Raw genomic sequence first — 17362 nt, forward strand, 5'->3', positions numbered from 1 at the left:
CCCTTTATTATTCAATGGGTTCCCTATAATGCCTACGCACTAACTCCTTAAACAATTCCCCTCTTTCTTCATAACTTTTAAACATATCCCAACTTGTACAAGCAGGGGACAACAATACAACATCACCAGCTACTGCCTCAGCAATCGCTCTCTCAACACCATCCTCAAATGAGGTAGCTCTAATAATTCTCTGCACACCCTCATCACGCGCAGCCTGTTCCATCTCAGCAGCCGCCAGCCCCAATAAAACTAAGCTTTTAACCTTAACTCGCACAACTTTCATGAAATCATGAAAATCAAGTCCTTTATTTTTACCCCCCGCTATCAGAACCAAAGGTTCCTCGAAAGCAAGTAAGGCCTTGGTGGCTGCATCTGTATTAGTTCCTTTGGAATCATTCACAAAAAGAATCTCCTCAAACTTCCCCACAATCTCTTGTCGGTGCTCCACCCCTTTGAACTGGCGGAGCCCCTCAGCAATCTCTGTCCAAGAAAGCCCTAACGCTCTCGCGGCAGCTGCAGCTGCCATGACATTTTCCAGATTATGAGCACCACGCAGATGGAGGACCTTGCGGGAAATAATGGGGATCATGTTCCTCTTTTCTGAATAAACAATCTGATCATGCCAAAGACTAACCCCCTCTGGCAAAAAAACTGTTGGACTAAAATAGATTACCCGACTTTTTAATTTCGGACCTAAATCATGCACTAACGGATCGTCCCAATTTAAGATTGCCAAATCAGTAGCCGTTTGATTTTTAAAAATCTGAGCTTTGGCCTCCAGATAAGCTTCCAAAGTACCATGCCTGTCCAGATGATCGGGAGTAAGATTAAGTAAAATTGCCACATGAACACGAAGTTTATCGATAAACTCCAGTTGAAAACTAGAAAGTTCAGCCACAACGATGCTGTTCTCTCCCATTCCCTCCACCTGTCCGCTTAAGGCAACTCCAATGTTTCCTGCAACAATCGTACGTCGACCCGTTAGCTTAGCCAATTCACCGATCAAAGTCGTAGTCGTCGTTTTCCCATTAGTACCAGTTACCCCAACACAAAGAGCAGGGCAATCATACATAGCCAACTCAACTTCACTCCACACGACAACGTTTCGAGATATAGCCTCCTGTACAAGGGAAAGCTTTGGCGATACCCCTGGAGATAAGACAATAAGTTCAGGGTTAATCCCTGCTAATTCAGGTACACCACCAAGAAACAAATGCGCCTCATCAAGCCCCAACTCCTCAGCACCCGCAAGCTGCTCCAACGCCTTACTATCTGTCAGAAAAACCTCCGCACCCAAACGCTGAAGTTTCTGAACAGCCGCTTGACCACTTAAGCCTGCACCAATGACCAGAACACGTTTATGCATCCATTCCACGTTAATAATCCTCCGTCTAATCAATTTAAGCTCTATTTGTATCTTATGCAAAACAGTTCGCCTAATTTTCTATTTCACATGTTACCTTCTCTTTTAAACATTGCCATATAATGGGATTATCATTCTGTTAAATCCCAAAGCCGAAAAATAAAATCTTAAGTAACCACATAACAATAACAGTTCGCAGCGCATGTGAAGGAAAAGCCTCGCATGCAACCAAGAACCGTCCCCCGATGCATCCATACGCTTTTGCGTCATAACGTAAACAGCCCCCAAAACCGTTCCTACTCCCGTCGACCCACAAGCCCGGAGGAACTTTCTTAGCCCAGAGGGCACTTCAGCGGAATCGCATCAATGAGCACAGACAATTTTACATTAAAAACCGCAAAGGGACTTGTCCAGGCAGGCAACCCAGCAGGCAACCAAGAACCATCCCCTCGTTGCATTCATACGCGTTTGCGTCAAAAACGCAAACGGCCCCAACACCGTTCCTACTCCCGTCGACCCACAAGCCCGGAGGAAGTTTCTTAGCTTAGAGAAGCACTTTAGCGGAATTGCGTCAATGAGCGCAGACGATAAGGCGTTAAGAAACTCAACGGGACTTGTCCAAGGATGGACTGATGCCGCGGTGCCCGAAGACACTGTCTTCGCACGTATTAGCCTTCTTGCAGGACGGCAAGGAGCGGCGCACTTGCAGAAAGCCCAGAGGTTTTGAGTTTTAGCCTTAGCGTCAAGCGAATAGCAATGCAGCGTGTCGATCACGATAGTCTCCAGTGGAGAGTATCGCCGAAGGCGCAGAGCCATTAACGTATGCTATCGCGCCGTAGGATGCTAAGAAACTGACGACCTACCCCAACGTCGGGATATAAGCAATAATCCCAATAATAGCACAAATCAACGAGGCAGCCCAAAAAGCGAGGACAACTTTCCATTCCCCCCATCCTCCGAGCTCAAAATGATGATGAAGCGGGCTCATCCGAAAGACCCGTTTTCCTCTAGTTTGAAACGAAATAACTTGAATGATTACCGAAAGTGCTTCCAAGGCGAATAATCCCCCGATCACAATCAGCACCAATTCGCTCTTCGTGAGTACAGCCAAACTTACTAAAGCCCCACCTAAGGCCAAAGACCCTGTATCTCCCATAAATATCCGGGCAGGGTAGGCATTAAAGCGCAAAAAACCAAGACATCCTCCAACCAAGGCCGCTGCAAAAACTGCCATATCCGTCTCATGCGCCAGAACTGCTACACCGCCCCCTTGGATCGCAGCAAGTAAGGCAATCACGACATAGCTAATACCAGCACACATCGTACTCCCTGCTGCTAAGCCATCCAGACCATCCGTAAGATTAACAGCGTTCGTCATAACCACAATCACTAAAGAAATCAGGCAATAGTAAAACCAACCCAGTTCTAAGTGAATAGACGAGAAAGGAATAGCCACGTCCGTACCCCGTCCCAACCAATGGACGGACACCCACATAAGAACAAAGGCCAAACCAAATTGCCCAATGAGTTTTTGGTAAGCCCGTAGCCCTAAGGAACGATGCAACACTACTTTAATAAAATCATCAATAAATCCGATTAACCCAAATCCCAAAGTAATTCCCACCAACGTCACCATTTCCAGAGAGGTGGGCTGTTCGGCAGTAACCAACGAACTGGCAATAATGCCAACAAGAAAAATAATGCCTCCCATCGTTGGGGTTCCGGCCTTTTTCAAATGTCTTTTAGGACCATCATCGCGTATAGTTTGACCGAACTTAAGAATCCTTAAGACCGGTATCATAAAAGGGCCAAGGACCAAAGTAATGATAAGGGCTAATCCTGTCGCCAAGACCAAACGCTCAGACATGTGTTATTCCATCCTTTACTTAAGGCACATTCAAGAAAATAACCAGTTCTTTCATATGCCTAATCTTTCTAGATGCATTGTGATCTCTTCCATTTTCATTCCCCGGGAACCTTTAATCAGGACCCACGTTCCTGGACCAAATTGCGCAAGGAGATCTCGAGCTTTTATAATCGCTTGTTCACGCGTAGCAGTCACCTCAATCTGATCTTCTGAGTATCCCGCCAGCCGTGCCCCCTGGGCAATCTCTTCTGCTAATTTTCCCACGGAAATTAGAACACTGACTCCTAACTCTGCAAGGGTTCGACCAACTTCGCGATGCCCTGACTCCGCCGAAGTTCCCAATTCATACATTTCACCTAAAATAGCAACCGTTTTGTTCTCACCCGCTCGCTCTTTAAGAACCTGCAACGAAGCCTGCATCGAAACCGGATTCGCGTTATAGACATCATTAATTAGAGTCGTTCCAAAAACTCCCGATCGAATTTCCAAGCGCATTTTTGATAATTCCAACTCACCCAGCCCCCCACACCCCTCAGCCAGCGGGACATCAAAAGCTGTGCCCACAGCCAGTGCTGCCAACGCGTCCAACACATTGTGTTTACCTGGCAGCGGAAGATTAGCTGTCGTTTTTTCATCATGAAAGCATACGTCAAACGAGGTCCCCAAGGCTCCCCAAGGCCGAAGCTGAACCCCCGCCAGGTGAGGCTGTGCAAAAGCACCTTCTAATCCATAGAAAAGGGTTGAATGCGGATCATTCTTAGCTTTTTCCACTGATAACAAATCCTCAGCGTTTAGGATGGCAATTCCATCCATCGGTAGCGCCTCAATTAGCTCCCACTTGGCCTGGGCAATTCGCTCCTGAGTCAGTAAGAGCTCTAAATGGGTGGTGCCGATATTAGTGATAACACCGATATCTGGTTGGGCAATGTCACATAAGGCTTTGATCTCTCCCAAGCCACGCATGCCCATCTCGAGAACCAGAATCTCAGTTCCTAGTGGCGCATTGAGGACTGTTAACGGAAGCCCCAATTCGTTGTTATGGTTTTCCTTATTGCGATAAACACGAAAGCGCCGAGACAGAACTGCGGCAATCATATCTTTCGTGGTAGTTTTTCCATTACTCCCAGTAACTCCAACAACCTTGACTCCCAGTTCTAAACGCCAGGCTTTGGCCAATTCCTGAAGCGCAATGAACACAGACTTTACAAGAAGCAGGGCCTTACCTTCAGGAGTACGAGGAGTCTTGCCAGACCTCTGAAAGCGGGCTTCATCTGCAACCACAAGAACCGCCCCATTTTTCCAGGCGGCTTCAATATAATCATGTCCGTCCACTTGCTCTCCTGGTAGAGCGAAAAACATTTCTCCACCCTGAGCTTGACGACTATCTATAATACACCCCTGCACCTCTAAATCGGAGTTTCCGATCAAAGTCCCTTGCGCGATTTGAGCTACCGCCTCAACGGTCCACTTGCTCATATCCAAGCCCTCCTAATGCGTCACGCGCTACTTCCCGATCATCAAACGGGTGAACCTCAGTCCCAAAGATCTGATAAGTTTCGTGGCCTTTGCCAGCGATCAAAATTGTATCCCCAGCTTTCGCCATACGACATGCGTTCCAAATGGCTTCTCTCCGATCGCGCAAAGCAACATAGTCGACTCCTGAAACTCCAGTTAGTACCTCTTGAATAATTTGGTCAGGATCTTCAGTACGAGGATTATCCGAAGTCACTATGACAAAATCACTCCATTGTGAGGCAACTTCCCCCATGAGCGGACGTTTTCCCCGATCTCGGTCTCCTCCACACCCAAAGACTGTAATAAGTTTACCTTTGGTGAAACCTCGAGCTGTTCGGGCAACATTTTCCAAGCCATCGGGCGTATGAGCATAATCCACAATCACATGAAAAGGTTGCCCACGACGAACACTTACAAAGCGACCTGGCACACCTGGGATCTCAGCCAAAGCTTCCGCAACTGCTTCAGGTCCATAGCCCTGTTCAACCCCCCAAGCAAAAGCCGCCAAGGCATTATAAACGCTAAAAACCCCAGGGGTAGAATACTTTATATCCTGTATCCTTTCACGGAAACGGACCTGAAAGCTCACCCCCTCAGATGTAACTTCGACGTTTTCCGCCCGATAATCCACGCCATTGTGGATCCCGTAACTCACTATCGGAGCAGCTGAAGCGTGACATAGTTTAGAAAATGCAGGATCGTCTCCATTTAAAATACTGAGTTTGAGATGCTTCACGCCCCTTAAATTTGAAAACAAACGAGATTTTGCGTAAAGATAGTCCTCCATAGTCTTATGATAATCTAAATGATCTTGTGTCAAATTCGTGAAAATACCGACATCAAACTCACAACCAACGACGCGTCCAAGATCCAAGGCATGTGATGACACTTCCATTACTGCAAGGCTTACCCCTTCTTCGACCATCTCCCCCAAGAGCTTTTGAATTTCAATAGCTTCTGGAGTTGTTCTCTCACCCGGGATATCTCGTCCATCAATCCTAGAACCGAGCGTCCCTATCAAACCAACCTTCTTACCTTGCTTAGTCCCTATTTTCTCAATAAGATGGGTGATTGTTGTTTTCCCGTTCGTGCCAGTCACACCGACCAACTCCAACTGTTCACTGGGAGAGCCATAAACTTTAGCTGCTAATCTTCCAATAGCTTGGCGCACATTAGAAACCTTTACTTGGGGAACATTGAGTGGCAAAAAGCGCTCTACAACTAAAGCCACAGCCCCTGAAGCAATGGCACCGGCGGCAAAGTCGTGACCGTCCACCTGAAATCCAGGAATGCAGGCATAAAGATCACCGGATTGAACACGGCGCGAATCCATTGACATCCCACTGACGACGACTTGAAGATCTCCAGATGAGGCTTCCACCTCAATTCCATTTAAAATTTCTAATAGTGATATACTCGCTATAGGCATCTCTCATCATACCTCCCCAATGTTTTCCAGCCTATACATCATTAGGATCATCTGATATAGGTTTATTATAGACAATTTACTCCTTCAACAGTCCTTAACTAACTGTCATCCACGTCCCGTTGCTTCCACTTACAGATCCGACTTCCGGCTTCTGACCTCTGACTTCTGTCTTCTGTCTTCTGTCTTATCGTCCAAGAGGACTGACTGAGATCGGTTGGCGCCCTGTCAAACTACGAATTGCTTCAACATCTTCATCCTCGTCTTCCCACCAATGAGCAAGCGTCGGAGTGGATGCGTCTGTTCCCAGATAAAGGAGAACATTCGATCCAGCCTCTACCTGTGCACCTCCATGAGGAATTTGGTCAAGAACCATTTCGCCCTGACCTTCCGTCATTGACTTAAATCCAGCTTCAGTCAAAGTCTTTTCCGCTTCGGCTAGAGGCAAACCTAAGACTGAAGGAACAGCAGTTGCCTTCTTAATCGGTGAAAATTCGAGCCCAGGCAGGGGTTTACCGGGCGTCATTGGCGCCTGAGTATCTGGTCGAATACCCAGATATCTTAGAGAATCAAGCATAACACTCTGAACCACTGGGGCCGCAACAACCCCTCCATAAAAAGGAACCCCGTCGATCACTGCCAACATAGCCAACTTTGGTTTGTCTGCAGGGGCAAACGCCACAAATGAAGCAATATACTCTCCTTGAATATACCCTCCATTCGCAACTTTTTGCGCCGTCCCAGTTTTTCCAGCCACACGGTATCCAGGAAGAAAAGACCTCCGTCCGGTTCCATTGGTCACAACCGATTCTAAGATTTCTCGTTCTAATTTTGAAGTATCCTCACTGATTACGCGCCGAACTTCTTCTTTGGAGAAGGGCGTCACAACCCTTCCGCTAGGACCGACAATTTCTTCCACCAGTTGCGGTTTCAATAGTGTTCCACCGTTAGCCACCGCTGAGACTGCCGTCAAAAGTTGAATAGGAGTGACGTTATTTGTTTGTCCGATGGACATCGTCGCCAAGTCCAACGCTGTCGCCCTTTTCTTATTCGCCAAAATCCCCACCGCTTCACCGGACATCTCAATGCCTGTTTTCTTACCAAAACCAAAATCTCGCAGATATTTATAAAAAGCGTCCATCCCTAGGCGCTGTCCCATTTCAACAAAACCAGGGTTGCAGGAATTTTCGGCCACTTGAATGAACGTTTGGTCACCATGCCCTCCCGCCTTCCAGCAACGCACATTTTTTCCCAAAACAGTATAAGCCCCTTTATCAAAAAAGTGCTCCATAGGCTTAATTTTCTTTTCCTCCAGCGCGGCCGCCAAGGTAATAATCTTAAAAGTAGACCCCGGTTCATATCCATTCTGAATAGCAATATTCCGCCTGGCGCTGGGATCTGATTCTTGATAATGGTTGGGGTCAAAGGCTGGCGCTGATGCTAAGGCGAGCATTTCTCCTGTATTTGGATCCATTACCAAGATAGAAGCGTTTTTGGGTGCCTGCCCGTTCATATTAATACCTTGACCAGACATCAACTTTTGCAACTCCCGTTCCGCAAAAGCCTGAATGTTCTTATCAATGGTTAAACGCACCGTATTTCCTTGTTTAGGGGCTAAGTACTGATGTTCCGCCTGAGGAAGGGGGATTCCATTTGCCCCAAATTCCTGGAGAATACTTCCTGGTATTCCCTTAAGCTCCGATTCTCTGGTTAACTCTATCCCTTCCAGGCCCTGATTGTCAATCCCGGCAAATCCGATAATATGAGACGCTAGCGCCCCGTTAGGGTAGTAGCGTTGGCTGTCCTCCGTCGTTCCTATTCCCGGTAGCGCTAGCGCTCTCACTTGAGCTGCTATTTCCGGTTTAACCCGCTTTTGAACGTATTCCAACGCCGTCCTTTTCGTAATATGTGCTTCGACTTCGGCTGCAGATTGCCCTAAAATCTGAGACAGAGTCAAGGCCATCTCCTTAGCTCGGCCGGACTGCCTTACCTCCGCTGGAATGGCATAGACTGTTTCACTACTAACGCTCATTGCCAAGACGTTGCCAAGACGATCCTCAATATTTCCACGTTTAGGGGCAACAGGAACACCGCGAAAGTGGGAATCGTCTGCCTTCTTACGTAAGTCCGCCCCCTGGCTGAGTTGCACGAACCCCAGCCGAATAATCAAAACAACTAAAAAGGCACTAACACACAAAAAAAGAAAAGCGATTCGTTTACGCATTACAACAAAAGGACTCACTAGTCCCCCCCTTTCCGGGGTCACCGCGTACCCAAAGCGCCTTTATCTTAACGTTGTGTTGAAGCAAAGAAGCTAGTGAATCTTTGTGAAAACTGATGAAGTGCCGTGGGTTTAGCTTCCGCCTCAGCAGGTTTCGTTTCCGCTTGGGATGACGGATCCCCCTTTTCATTTTTGACCGCAGGCACTGCACCCGCCACATACACTATCCCAGCAGGTTTTTCCATACCCATAGATAGTGCTACGCTTTCAATCCGGCCTACCGCACGTAGTTTGTCAGCTTCCATCTGAAGAAGATCTCTCTGCGTTTTGATTTCGGCAATTTCCTTCTCCAAGGACCTAACTTGTGCCCCCTGGACAACCGTTAATTGAATCGTTTCCGCCCCGATTGCACCAGTCACCCCAACGATCAATGCCAACAATATAATGCTTTTTCCTTTGGCGTACCGTTTCCCTCTTTTGGCTGGCCGAGGGTTTCTCTCGCCGGATTTTTGCTCTAATGGTTCCTGCCACATTAACTTTTCCTGCGCCACTACCAAGGGTATTCCTCCTCCTTTTGCTTTAGACCGTTATATTTTTTCAGCAACCCGTAATTTTGCACTTCTTGAACGTGGGTTTTGCTCAACTTCCTCTTCTGATGGGAGAATAGGTTTTCTGGTCAGTACCTTAGCTACCTTCTTTGCCTCACACCGACATATTGGCAATTCTGGCGGACACGTGCAGCGCCCAAGCCAAGAATTCATTCTGTCCTTCACAATACGATCCTCGAGCGAGTGAAAAGTAATCACTCCAATTCTGCCTCCATGATCCAAACACCGCAGCGCTTGATCGAGCACTCGATCTAAGACTCCTAGTTCATCGTTCACTGCAATCCGGATTGCCTGAAATGTACGTTTAGCAGGATGGGGTCCACTGCGCCGAACCGCGGCTGGCACTGCTGCTTTAATCGCCTCAACCAGATCGCCCGTTGTTTCTAAGGCACGCTCGTTCCGTTTGCGTACGATGAATTGAGCAATTCGTTTCGACCATTTTTCTTCCCCATATTTCCAAATAACCTCAGCTAATTCCTCTTCACTCCAGCTGTTCACAAGTTCCTGTGCAGTCAGAGAACTTAAAGGATCCATTCGCATATCCAAAGGTGCATCCTGCATGTAACTAAAGCCGCGCTCGGCTTCATCCAGTTGAGGGGACGAAACTCCTAAATCAAACAAGATTCCATTCACCGGTAATAGATCTAATTCTTTTAAAGTTTCTTCTAAATATTCAAAGTTCCGATTAACTAAGGTGATTCGCTCATCTTTGCCAAAGATTTCTTGAGCGTGATAAATAGCTTTATCATCTTGATCAAAACAGATCAGTTTTCCGTTGGCATCGAGCTTAGTTAAGACCTTTTGGCTATGTCCAGATCCACCCAGGGTACAATCAACATATCTACCTGAGGGATTCGTAACTACTGCATCAACCGTCTCATCTAATAAAACAGTGACATGATGAAAATCCAAGCAAATCCGTTCCTTTCTATATACCTAGCTGTACTAGGGATTCAGCTGCACTGGCATAAGCGCTTTCTGCTTGCCGACTGTATTCTGTCCAAAGCGTCTCGCTCCAAATCTCAACACGGCTTGACACTCCAACTAAAACCAGATTCTTCTCCAATTGCGCATAGTCACGCAAATTAGCTGGCAATAGGATTCTTCCCTGCTTGTCCAGTTCACATTCCGTCGCCCCTGAAAAAAAGAAACGGACAAAGGCACGAACGTCGGGTTGAGTAAATGGCAAGGCACGCAGCTTCTGCTCTAAGGTATTCCATTCTGAAGGAGGGTAAACAAACAAACAATGATCTAAGCCTTTGGTCACAATAAATTGTTCTCCCAAGGCCTCTCGGAATTTTGCCGGTATAATCAGCCGACCTTTTCCATCGATTGTATGAATATATTCCCCCATAAACAATGTCGTTCACCCCACCGCTGTGGTCACTCGCCCCACTTCGCCCCACTCCACACCACTAATTCTACGCGCAGAAGAATTATCCTGCAACCTAATTCTGTCCTCAAACATAAAAATATCTAAATTAAGGAAGAAGGTCCTACCTCTAGTGCCCATTCGACCAACAAATCTGTCGAACGATCGAACATAATGAAGAATTTATTAGCTATATTCCCTAAATATGGCTAATAAATTCTTTAAAGTTACAATAGTAATTAGCAGAATGGTTAACAACTAGGAAATGCTGACAAATAAAGTCGGTTCTCGCTGAATCAGCTTTGACTGTGAAAAACAAAACCTGAACCCCAAGTGTTAGCTTAAGATTCAGGCTGATTTCTAGATCGTAAAGATTTGACGCTCCTTGGTATAGATTCTAGCCATAATACTCTGACGATGATGCTCCGGGTATAAATAAGATTTGCCCTGGATAAATAAGATCTGGGTTACGCAAGTTGTTTCCAAGAATGATGGCTTGCATTGTCGTACCAAAGCGTTTTGCAATTTTATAAACCGAATCCCCTTTTTTTACCACATAGACTTCGTGAGCAGGGGTAGGTGTATAGCCATGCGAAGGCATTGCCATTTGAGAACCCATTTGGGAACCCATTTGCCCAGCCATATGCGGATGAGTCGGACAATGATGCATTGCAGGTTCATAACACGGTGCACAAGGCATCGGCCCACCCAGATCAAGCGAAACCATACCCGGATCTGTGTCAACATCAAGGTTCACGAAACCAGCAGGGTTATACATCCCAGGACCACCTGCCATCGGTGCCCCCTGCATTCCTTGCATTCCTTGCATTCCTTGCATTCCAGGCATCATACCTTGCATGCCCTGCATTCCTTGCATTCCCTGCATTCCCTGCATTCCTTGCATACCCTGCATTTCGGACATTCCTTGCATCATTCCACCCATACCAGGTGCGGGAGTAGGGTTATAAGCAACGGAACGTAAGTCCATATTAATTTCCTCCTTTAATTACATCAAAATTGATGTTTGTTTAACTTTGCGGTAAACATTTTTCCTCTTTACCTATTAACAATATATGGTAACTAAGGATTAATGTGTTTGTACCTGTAAATTATAAATAACAAATTTAATTATTAAACTAAAAAAGAGCCGACCCTTTTATTCGGGCCAGCTCGTCTAATTAAATCACATTAAAATTAAACTACTTGTATCGCCTTGTTCAATTGTGCAACAAGCTCATCAACATTCCGTCCATGGGTTAAAGCAGCGCCTTCGATACTTTCCATTGTGGAAGACGGACATCCTAAACAATGCATTCCAAGCTCCAAGAAAACTTGAACAGTTTGAGGATATAATTTCAACACTTGGCCTACAGTCATCTCTTTTGTTAACATGTAATGTTCCTCCTTTGGATTCCTTAGTGAAATGCTCGGTTTTATTATAAATCAATTTCGCCAAAGAAGCAACCTCTCAACCCAAGCTCGAATCTAGATGTTCAAATGCCGCAGGGCGCGCTAACTTAGTGCAGACATTTCTTCAATTCACATACCCTTCCACACTGTGCCCACATGAGCGCAACGTCTCTACGCAGAATTAGCAACTCTATTAAAGAAACCTCAGCATGGGGCAGTGCACAAAGTTTTTTCTCACCATCACGGAGCTTGCCATCCTTGGCACGCTCGATGTGATTCGTACGCAACTTATGCAACTCGAGAACCGGCCCTGCTCCCGTTTTCTTACTTTCAGACGGTGCACATGAAATGTGCCGTCTCCACAGCTCTCCGTGACCCAAGCCCACCCAGGACGCAGTATGAGCGCAACCCAAGAACCGTCCCTTCTCCCGTTTCCTTACTTTCAGACGGTGCACATGAAATGTGCCGTCTCCCCAGCTCTCCATGACCCAAAGACCAGGACGCAGTATGACACGAGCGCGACGTCTCTACGTAAGCAGATCAGCAAACTTCCGTTCAAGCGACCGACCCCAAATACAGGGCAGCGCACAAGGACGTGCGCTGCCGCCAATGCGCCAAGGATGGCGCTTTTGGCACGATAGTCTCCAGTGGAGATTATCGCCGTAGGCGGGTTCTTTAAAATAATGCTATCGCCGAAGGATGAACCCTGCTCCCTAAAGCCAGGAGCTTGAACGGTTAGTTTGCTCTGCGTCGTAGGACCGAGCGCTGTGTCATACAAGTCCCCCCATTTCATACGCAAACTCGTAGACATGTTCTGCCAATTCTCTTGGAAGCGCTCCCGTCCCACAACTCGGCGTCAACATACTTCGTTGGCGAAGAAGAGATTCCTCCACACCACGTTTTACGAGTTCCCGGATTTTTTCTTCTAAATTAAGTCTCAGGCTTTGAACATTTTCCTCCCAGGCAATTGGATTAGTAGGAACTATGCCCCAAGAAAGAATCCCTCCACGTGCTAAGAATCTATTTAAGGGCTCTGCTGAAGCCAGCATGCTCTGCATATAATCGTAAGCATCAAAATTTACGACCTGAACCTTTGAATCAAAAACAAGGGTCCAATCCATCCCTGCGCAGACATGCACTCCAGGAATTCCACCTTGACTAAGAATTCCTTCCGCAATCACATTCAGTTCTTCAATAAGTTGCTCTCTAGTTATTGTAACATGGGTTGCGGCACCAAAAGCAAACATCCCTGGATCGTCAATCGACATCAGAACTGGTAAGCCAAACTGTCGAAGTCGTTTCGTCTGCCACTCAGCATGCAAGGCAAGAGTTTTAACCAACATATCCCGAAGGGAATCATTATAATAGCTCGAACGCTTGTTTATATCCATAATTTGCATACCCACAGTCAACGGACCACTAAGCTGCCCTTTCAAAAGCACAGCGTCCCGTGTTCCGAAACGTTCAAGACTACGACAGAAGACCTCGAACCCTTCTCCGCCCTGTACGCTAAATCCAAAGCGGTCAAAAGCTTGTTCATCACCCTCAATCGCTCCAAGATAAAGCGTATAAAACTCTGTCATTCGCTCCGCCCAATCCGACGCTTCGACTTGAAACTTCGGCGATTTAAGATCTGCAATGACTCCAGTTTCAAAAAGGACATTGAGAAATTGCACAATAAAAGAACTTTCTGCCCCACGGCACGGAAGCTGCGGCCAATGTGGCGCTGACGGAAAAGTTCTCCAAATCAAATCTAAAGCTTCTTCACTATTAGTATGAGGCAAACTTCCTACCCCCGTCGTTAGAAAGTGCGGTTTAAAGTCTTCGTTTTGCATCTCTTAACCCCCTCCATTTCTATAGAATTAAAGTTTTTTTCTAGCAGCAGGATCGTCATAAGCACAGAGCGCGCGACAAGTCACTCACTCCCCCCGTCGAACCAAACCCGGAGGAACTTTCTTAGCTTAGAGAGCACTTTAGTGGAATTGCGTCAATGAGTGCAGACGATAAGGCGTTAAGAAACGCAACGGGACTTGTCCATGACTCAAACAGGACGTTTGAGGTTAGAGCGGCGCACATGCGACGGAACAAGGATGTTCCTAGTGTCGAATGCGCCCGAAGACACTGTCTTCGCACGTATTAACCTTCTTGCAGGATGGCATAGCATTCGACCAGAAAAGCCCAAAGGTTTTGCGTTTTAGTCTTAGCGACAAGCGAATAGCAATGAAACGTGTGCGAAAGGGCTAAGAAACTTCCTCTCAAAACCTCACCATATGCCAAAGATAGATCCAATCTGCGCAGTGAAAGATAACCCAAAACAATAGAACACTGGCAATAATGCCAGGTACCCACAAAAACGGCCGATAATGCCCCCCAATACGGTGGATATCGCGAATACGCAAGGGCAGAAATAGGCAGACGAGGATAATGTAACCTAGTATGGGAATGTAGAACGGAACCCCCCAAGGGGACAGAGCCCATCCAATAGCAATAAATACAGCCCATCGATAGCGACGTTCTAACCAATGCACCAGTCCAAGCGCAGGTGGAGCGTCCGGCAAATGCGGAGCAACCACACCAACCTGTAATAATCGAATAAGCATGAACAACACACCCAAGATCGCCCAAATCTGCCAAGGGGATTGCCTTTGTATCAATTCAATTCCGGGCCATAAATGTGAGAACCATGGGCTAAGGTGGATCGGGATGCGGAATATCCCAGAAGTAATCAGCCCAGCGAGCATCCCTTGGCGAGCAAACACAAACAACCCATCCCAGAACCAAGCACGACGTAAACGGCGTCGCGGTCTTTCCTCTCCAATTTCTTTATAACGCCAAGTTACCGATCGGATATTCATCCAAGCCAGAAAAATCATTAACAGAGCCCACACTTCTGCGACAATCGGTTCTTCAAGCCAATGAGGACTGGTGGTAGAAGGAGTTTTGACTGTCACTTGCCCCCATGTTCCTTTAATCTTGTTCCCCTGAACATAAAGCGACTGCTCCACTGGAAGCCCTGCGAGGACGACAGGGGTAGCTTTAAGAGCAAAAGCTAAGTCGGGTTGAACTTGTATTGCAGACTGCCGGAAATACGTTTGGGCCAAGGTGTCCGTGTCCAATCCTTTCCCCAACGTCCAGGCCCATAGGGACGGATGATTCATTTTCTCTACAACTATATCTCGGAAAACTTCAGATTGTGGGAGTCGACTGGAAGGGATCAACTCAACAGGTAACTCTGCCCATATCCCCATTCCCACTTGATCCGCCGCTTGCAGCCAGAGTTCATCAGGGATCTGGCCGATAAAGTAGACAAGGTTTATCCCTTTTTGCCGTTCCGCTGTCAACCAAGACTTGACTTGTCCGGCATGACGCAGCCGATATTCCTCCTGTGGGATTAAAGCCTCTCCTTTAATAGAGATCACCTGGTCATTTAAAACCCATTTTCCTGATGTTAGAGCCATCGAACGAAGGCCCAATGGCAAAGTCAAATCATCGAGATCTCCTCTGTTATTTGTGACAGTTAGGTGAAGCTGATAGAGAAAAGGTGCCTGCAACGTCCACCGCCGGGCGTTCGGAACAGTAAATGTCAACGTCACCGGTTGAGGATCCGTATTCCCCTGAGATTTTACTATCAACGTCTGTTCAGCTATGCCGGCTGAACCATCTGAAAGCACGCCGTAGACCGTCCAAGGTCCTTCCTCTGAAAAACCATGATGCAATAAAGTAGCCTTTACTGTTACCTGCGCCGTCGTTCCATGCCATGAGACATTTAACTGCGGTGGCATTAAGGTCGTCTCTACTACCGCTTCTAAACGAATTTCTCCTGATATTCGACCTGATTTGGGCCAAGCGGAACCCAATAACATAGTGCGTTGCTCTGCGCCTCCGGCAAGTTCAACGACTAAAATGTTATCCTCTCCATAGCGAAAAGCCTTAGGTGGAATCTCCACTTCATCCGCACCGCCGCTACCTTCAAATTCGCCAACTTTCTGTTCACTAGCGATCCCATTCAAATAAACATTCACATGCCCCTGTACTCCATTAAATGTAAGTAGCATCGTCCGCGAACTCCATTCTCCAGGAATTCGAAAACGCTTGGCCACAACCGAAAATCGTTCACTTGAAGGTAACGTTAAAGGCCGCCCACCTGTCAAAAAAGATTGATAGTTTTTCCCTTTGGCGCGTTCGGATTCTGTTGTCCACGCCTGCCGCAATGAGGGGAACTGATCCCAAATCCCGTTTAGATTCTGTGCAAAACGTACCGAGCTTAAACTACTTTGCCCGGCTTGAAGGGACTCGCCTACAGGATTTTGCCAGTTCCACCAAAGTGTTGCTAATGTTAATGCTAATAAAGCAAAGAAGATCATCAAGCGGCGATTGAACATTTATAATACTCCTCATAAATTATCTCACTGCTTACACTTATTCGTGCAAGATTTCGAAAACCCTTTGATGACAAATAAAAAAACCCATTGGCAACGGGTTCACAGAACGGCGTTAAGTCAATGAGCTTAATTTGATTTTTATCTATAGCTTAGTTTAACCGTTCACCTTTGCGACACTCAGGGCAAATCCCATAAAACTCCATACGGTGTCCCAGTATTTTAAAGCCGGAATTGTCCATAACCTCTTGATCTATATCAATTAGAGGGCGATGGTAATCGACCACTCTGCCGCAGTGTGAACATACGATGTGATAATGGTTCTTGGGGTTGCCATCGAAACGGCTAGACATATCACCATAAGACAACTCCAGAAGATGGCCATGCTCTTTAAGCATGTTGAGTGTATTATAAATTGTTCCCAGACTCACTCCAGGGAATTTTGCCTTTACATGATGATAAATTTCATCGGCTGTGGGATGAGACTCAGTTTCCAACAAGAACTCCAAAATTGCCTGTCTCTGCGGTGTAAAACGGACACCTTTGTCTTTTAATTGTTTCAGAATTCCTATTGCATCCATGTCCGCACCTCCTTTCATCATCTTTAATTTTAAAATCATTGTAATTTACATTTTATAATAATATAAGTAGTCTGTCAATAAAAAAGGAGAGCTTAATACTCTCCTTTTTCATGGACCTATTAGTCCAAATTTATTCATGATTAAGCTTGACCTGGTGCCTCAACTGGACAAACACTGGCGCATGAGCCACAATCGGTGCAAAGTTCTGCATTAATGACGTATTGGCCATCGCCTTCGCTGATCGCGCTAACTGGACATTCTGCTTCACAAGCACCACAACTAATGCATTCATTACTAATAACATATGCCATGTACAACATCCCCTTTTCTCCAAACTTCAGAATTAATATACCAAAACTACGGAAAAAAGGCAAGCTAAAACGTTATTATTTACCAGTCGGCAAATTAATTGTAAGTGGCATTTAGCCCATAATTTCATCCAACCAATTATAGGTCCCGTTCTGGCCGGTACGGCACTTGATAAAGTCTACGCAGACAATGAGAGCAATAAGGCAAAACGCGATTGCTCACATGATTCCGGCGGAATAGAATGTGATCTAAATCTTCATGTTCAAAACCACAAGCACGACATTTTTCCAACATTAATGTTTACCCCCCAC

The 17362-nt window shown here is 46.3% G+C and carries 19 protein-coding genes; 2 read left to right on the forward strand and 17 right to left on the reverse strand.

Annotated features, from left to right (window positions below; translation table 11 throughout):
- Positions 1-7 precede the first annotated feature (7 nt).
- Both murD and DOT_RS32440 read right to left on the reverse strand, forming a co-directional pair.
- Complete coding sequence (gene murD, locus DOT_RS16250) at positions 8-1366, reverse strand: UDP-N-acetylmuramoyl-L-alanine--D-glutamate ligase (protein ID WP_040412501.1); 1359 nt, start codon at positions 1364-1366, stop codon at positions 8-10.
- Positions 1367-1695: 329 nt separating this feature from the next.
- Entirely contained in the window at positions 1696-1821 is a 126-nt protein-coding gene (locus DOT_RS32440) for a hypothetical protein (RefSeq protein ID WP_009620994.1), read from the reverse strand.
- 116 nt (positions 1822-1937) lie between these two features.
- Here DOT_RS32440 and DOT_RS30580 point away from each other — a divergent pair, with 116 nt between their 5' ends.
- Positions 1938-2090 carry a hypothetical protein gene (locus tag DOT_RS30580; RefSeq protein WP_157998474.1) on the forward strand — a complete coding sequence of 51 codons (153 nt, stop codon included), beginning with the start codon at positions 1938-1940 and terminating at the stop codon, positions 2088-2090.
- Between the two features lie 132 nt (positions 2091-2222).
- Here DOT_RS30580 and mraY read toward each other — a convergent pair whose 3' ends face one another.
- The 12 genes from mraY to DOT_RS16315 form a co-directional block, all read right to left on the reverse strand.
- Positions 2223-3230 (reverse strand): phospho-N-acetylmuramoyl-pentapeptide-transferase, encoded by a 1008-nt coding sequence (gene mraY, locus DOT_RS16260; RefSeq protein WP_009620995.1) that lies wholly within the window; start codon positions 3228-3230, stop codon positions 2223-2225.
- Positions 3231-3281: 51 nt separating this feature from the next.
- Positions 3282-4706, reverse strand: a complete 1425-nt coding sequence (gene murF / locus DOT_RS16265) for a UDP-N-acetylmuramoyl-tripeptide--D-alanyl-D-alanine ligase (RefSeq protein WP_009620997.1) — start codon at positions 4704-4706, stop codon at positions 3282-3284.
- Entirely contained in the window at positions 4687-6174 is a 1488-nt protein-coding gene (locus DOT_RS16270) for a UDP-N-acetylmuramoyl-L-alanyl-D-glutamate--2,6-diaminopimelate ligase (protein ID WP_009620999.1), read from the reverse strand. The genes murF and DOT_RS16270 overlap by 20 nt, the downstream gene beginning before the upstream one ends.
- Positions 6175-6358: 184 nt before the next feature.
- Positions 6359-8413: a penicillin-binding transpeptidase domain-containing protein gene (locus DOT_RS16275; protein ID WP_009621001.1), complete on the reverse strand. Its 2055-nt coding sequence runs from the start codon at positions 8411-8413 to the stop codon at positions 6359-6361.
- Between the two features lie 47 nt (positions 8414-8460).
- On the reverse strand, positions 8461-8949 hold the full coding sequence (locus DOT_RS16280; RefSeq protein WP_009621003.1) for a hypothetical protein: 489 nt from the start codon (positions 8947-8949) through the stop codon (positions 8461-8463).
- A gap of 30 nt (positions 8950-8979) precedes the next feature.
- Positions 8980-9912: a 16S rRNA (cytosine(1402)-N(4))-methyltransferase RsmH gene (gene rsmH, locus DOT_RS16285; RefSeq protein WP_009621005.1), complete on the reverse strand. Its 933-nt coding sequence runs from the start codon at positions 9910-9912 to the stop codon at positions 8980-8982.
- A 16-nt stretch (positions 9913-9928) separates the two neighbouring features.
- On the reverse strand, positions 9929-10360 hold the full coding sequence (gene mraZ / locus DOT_RS16290; RefSeq protein ID WP_176716330.1) for a division/cell wall cluster transcriptional repressor MraZ: 432 nt from the start codon (positions 10358-10360) through the stop codon (positions 9929-9931).
- A gap of 409 nt (positions 10361-10769) precedes the next feature.
- Complete coding sequence (locus DOT_RS16295) at positions 10770-11360, reverse strand: LysM peptidoglycan-binding domain-containing protein (protein WP_009621014.1); 591 nt, start codon at positions 11358-11360, stop codon at positions 10770-10772.
- 206 nt (positions 11361-11566) lie between these two features.
- Entirely contained in the window at positions 11567-11764 is a 198-nt protein-coding gene (locus DOT_RS16300) for a DUF1858 domain-containing protein (RefSeq protein ID WP_009621016.1), read from the reverse strand.
- Between the two features lie 125 nt (positions 11765-11889).
- On the reverse strand, positions 11890-12195 hold the full coding sequence (locus tag DOT_RS16305; RefSeq protein ID WP_040412486.1) for a hypothetical protein: 306 nt from the start codon (positions 12193-12195) through the stop codon (positions 11890-11892).
- Positions 12196-12224: 29 nt separating this feature from the next.
- Positions 12225-12560 (reverse strand): hypothetical protein, encoded by a 336-nt coding sequence (locus DOT_RS16310; protein WP_040412489.1) that lies wholly within the window; start codon positions 12558-12560, stop codon positions 12225-12227.
- Entirely contained in the window at positions 12553-13617 is a 1065-nt protein-coding gene (locus tag DOT_RS16315; protein WP_009621018.1) for a methionine synthase, read from the reverse strand. Before DOT_RS16315 ends, DOT_RS16310 begins: the two co-directional genes overlap by 8 nt.
- Before the next feature lie 155 nt (positions 13618-13772).
- On the opposite strand from DOT_RS16315, the gene DOT_RS30585 reads away from it, so the two are divergent.
- Positions 13773-13922 (forward strand): hypothetical protein, encoded by a 150-nt coding sequence (locus DOT_RS30585; RefSeq protein WP_207637050.1) that lies wholly within the window; start codon positions 13773-13775, stop codon positions 13920-13922.
- 115 nt (positions 13923-14037) lie between these two features.
- On the opposite strand, the gene DOT_RS16320 is transcribed toward DOT_RS30585, so the two are convergent.
- The 3 genes from DOT_RS16320 to DOT_RS28800 form a co-directional block, all read right to left on the reverse strand.
- Positions 14038-16164, reverse strand: a complete 2127-nt coding sequence (locus DOT_RS16320; RefSeq protein WP_009621022.1) for a glycosyl hydrolase — start codon at positions 16162-16164, stop codon at positions 14038-14040.
- Between the two features lie 149 nt (positions 16165-16313).
- On the reverse strand, positions 16314-16742 hold the full coding sequence (locus tag DOT_RS16325; RefSeq protein WP_009621024.1) for a transcriptional repressor: 429 nt from the start codon (positions 16740-16742) through the stop codon (positions 16314-16316).
- 140 nt (positions 16743-16882) lie between these two features.
- Complete coding sequence (locus tag DOT_RS28800; protein WP_009621026.1) at positions 16883-17053, reverse strand: 4Fe-4S binding protein; 171 nt, start codon at positions 17051-17053, stop codon at positions 16883-16885.
- Between the last annotated feature and the right edge of the window lie 309 nt (positions 17054-17362).

Source organism: Desulfosporosinus sp. OT, assembly GCF_000224515.1.
Classification (GTDB): Bacteria; Bacillota; Desulfitobacteriia; order Desulfitobacteriales; family Desulfitobacteriaceae; genus Desulfosporosinus.

What these genes read in the sequence shown, in the direction of transcription:
- murD (WP_040412501.1), bottom strand. Translation starts at nt 1,366, where the DNA reads ATGCATAAACGTGTTCTGGTCATTGGTGCAGGCTTAAGTGGTCAAGCG.
- DOT_RS32440 (WP_009620994.1), bottom strand. Translation starts at nt 1,821, where the DNA reads ATGCAACGAGGGGATGGTTCTTGGTTGCCTGCTGGGTTGCCTGCCTGG.
- DOT_RS30580 (WP_157998474.1), top strand. Translation starts at nt 1,938, where the DNA reads ATGAGCGCAGACGATAAGGCGTTAAGAAACTCAACGGGACTTGTCCAA.
- mraY (WP_009620995.1), bottom strand. Translation starts at nt 3,230, where the DNA reads ATGTCTGAGCGTTTGGTCTTGGCGACAGGATTAGCCCTTATCATTACT.
- murF (WP_009620997.1), bottom strand. Translation starts at nt 4,706, where the DNA reads ATGAGCAAGTGGACCGTTGAGGCGGTAGCTCAAATCGCGCAAGGGACT.
- DOT_RS16270 (WP_009620999.1), bottom strand. Translation starts at nt 6,174, where the DNA reads ATGCCTATAGCGAGTATATCACTATTAGAAATTTTAAATGGAATTGAG.
- DOT_RS16295 (WP_009621014.1), bottom strand. Translation starts at nt 11,360, where the DNA reads ATGGACTTACGTTCCGTTGCTTATAACCCTACTCCCGCACCTGGTATG.
- DOT_RS16300 (WP_009621016.1), bottom strand. Translation starts at nt 11,764, where the DNA reads ATGTTAACAAAAGAGATGACTGTAGGCCAAGTGTTGAAATTATATCCT.
- DOT_RS16315 (WP_009621018.1), bottom strand. Translation starts at nt 13,617, where the DNA reads ATGCAAAACGAAGACTTTAAACCGCACTTTCTAACGACGGGGGTAGGA.
- DOT_RS30585 (WP_207637050.1), top strand. Translation starts at nt 13,773, where the DNA reads ATGAGTGCAGACGATAAGGCGTTAAGAAACGCAACGGGACTTGTCCAT.
- DOT_RS16320 (WP_009621022.1), bottom strand. Translation starts at nt 16,164, where the DNA reads ATGTTCAATCGCCGCTTGATGATCTTCTTTGCTTTATTAGCATTAACA.
- DOT_RS16325 (WP_009621024.1), bottom strand. Translation starts at nt 16,742, where the DNA reads ATGGATGCAATAGGAATTCTGAAACAATTAAAAGACAAAGGTGTCCGT.
- DOT_RS28800 (WP_009621026.1), bottom strand. Translation starts at nt 17,053, where the DNA reads ATGGCATATGTTATTAGTAATGAATGCATTAGTTGTGGTGCTTGTGAA.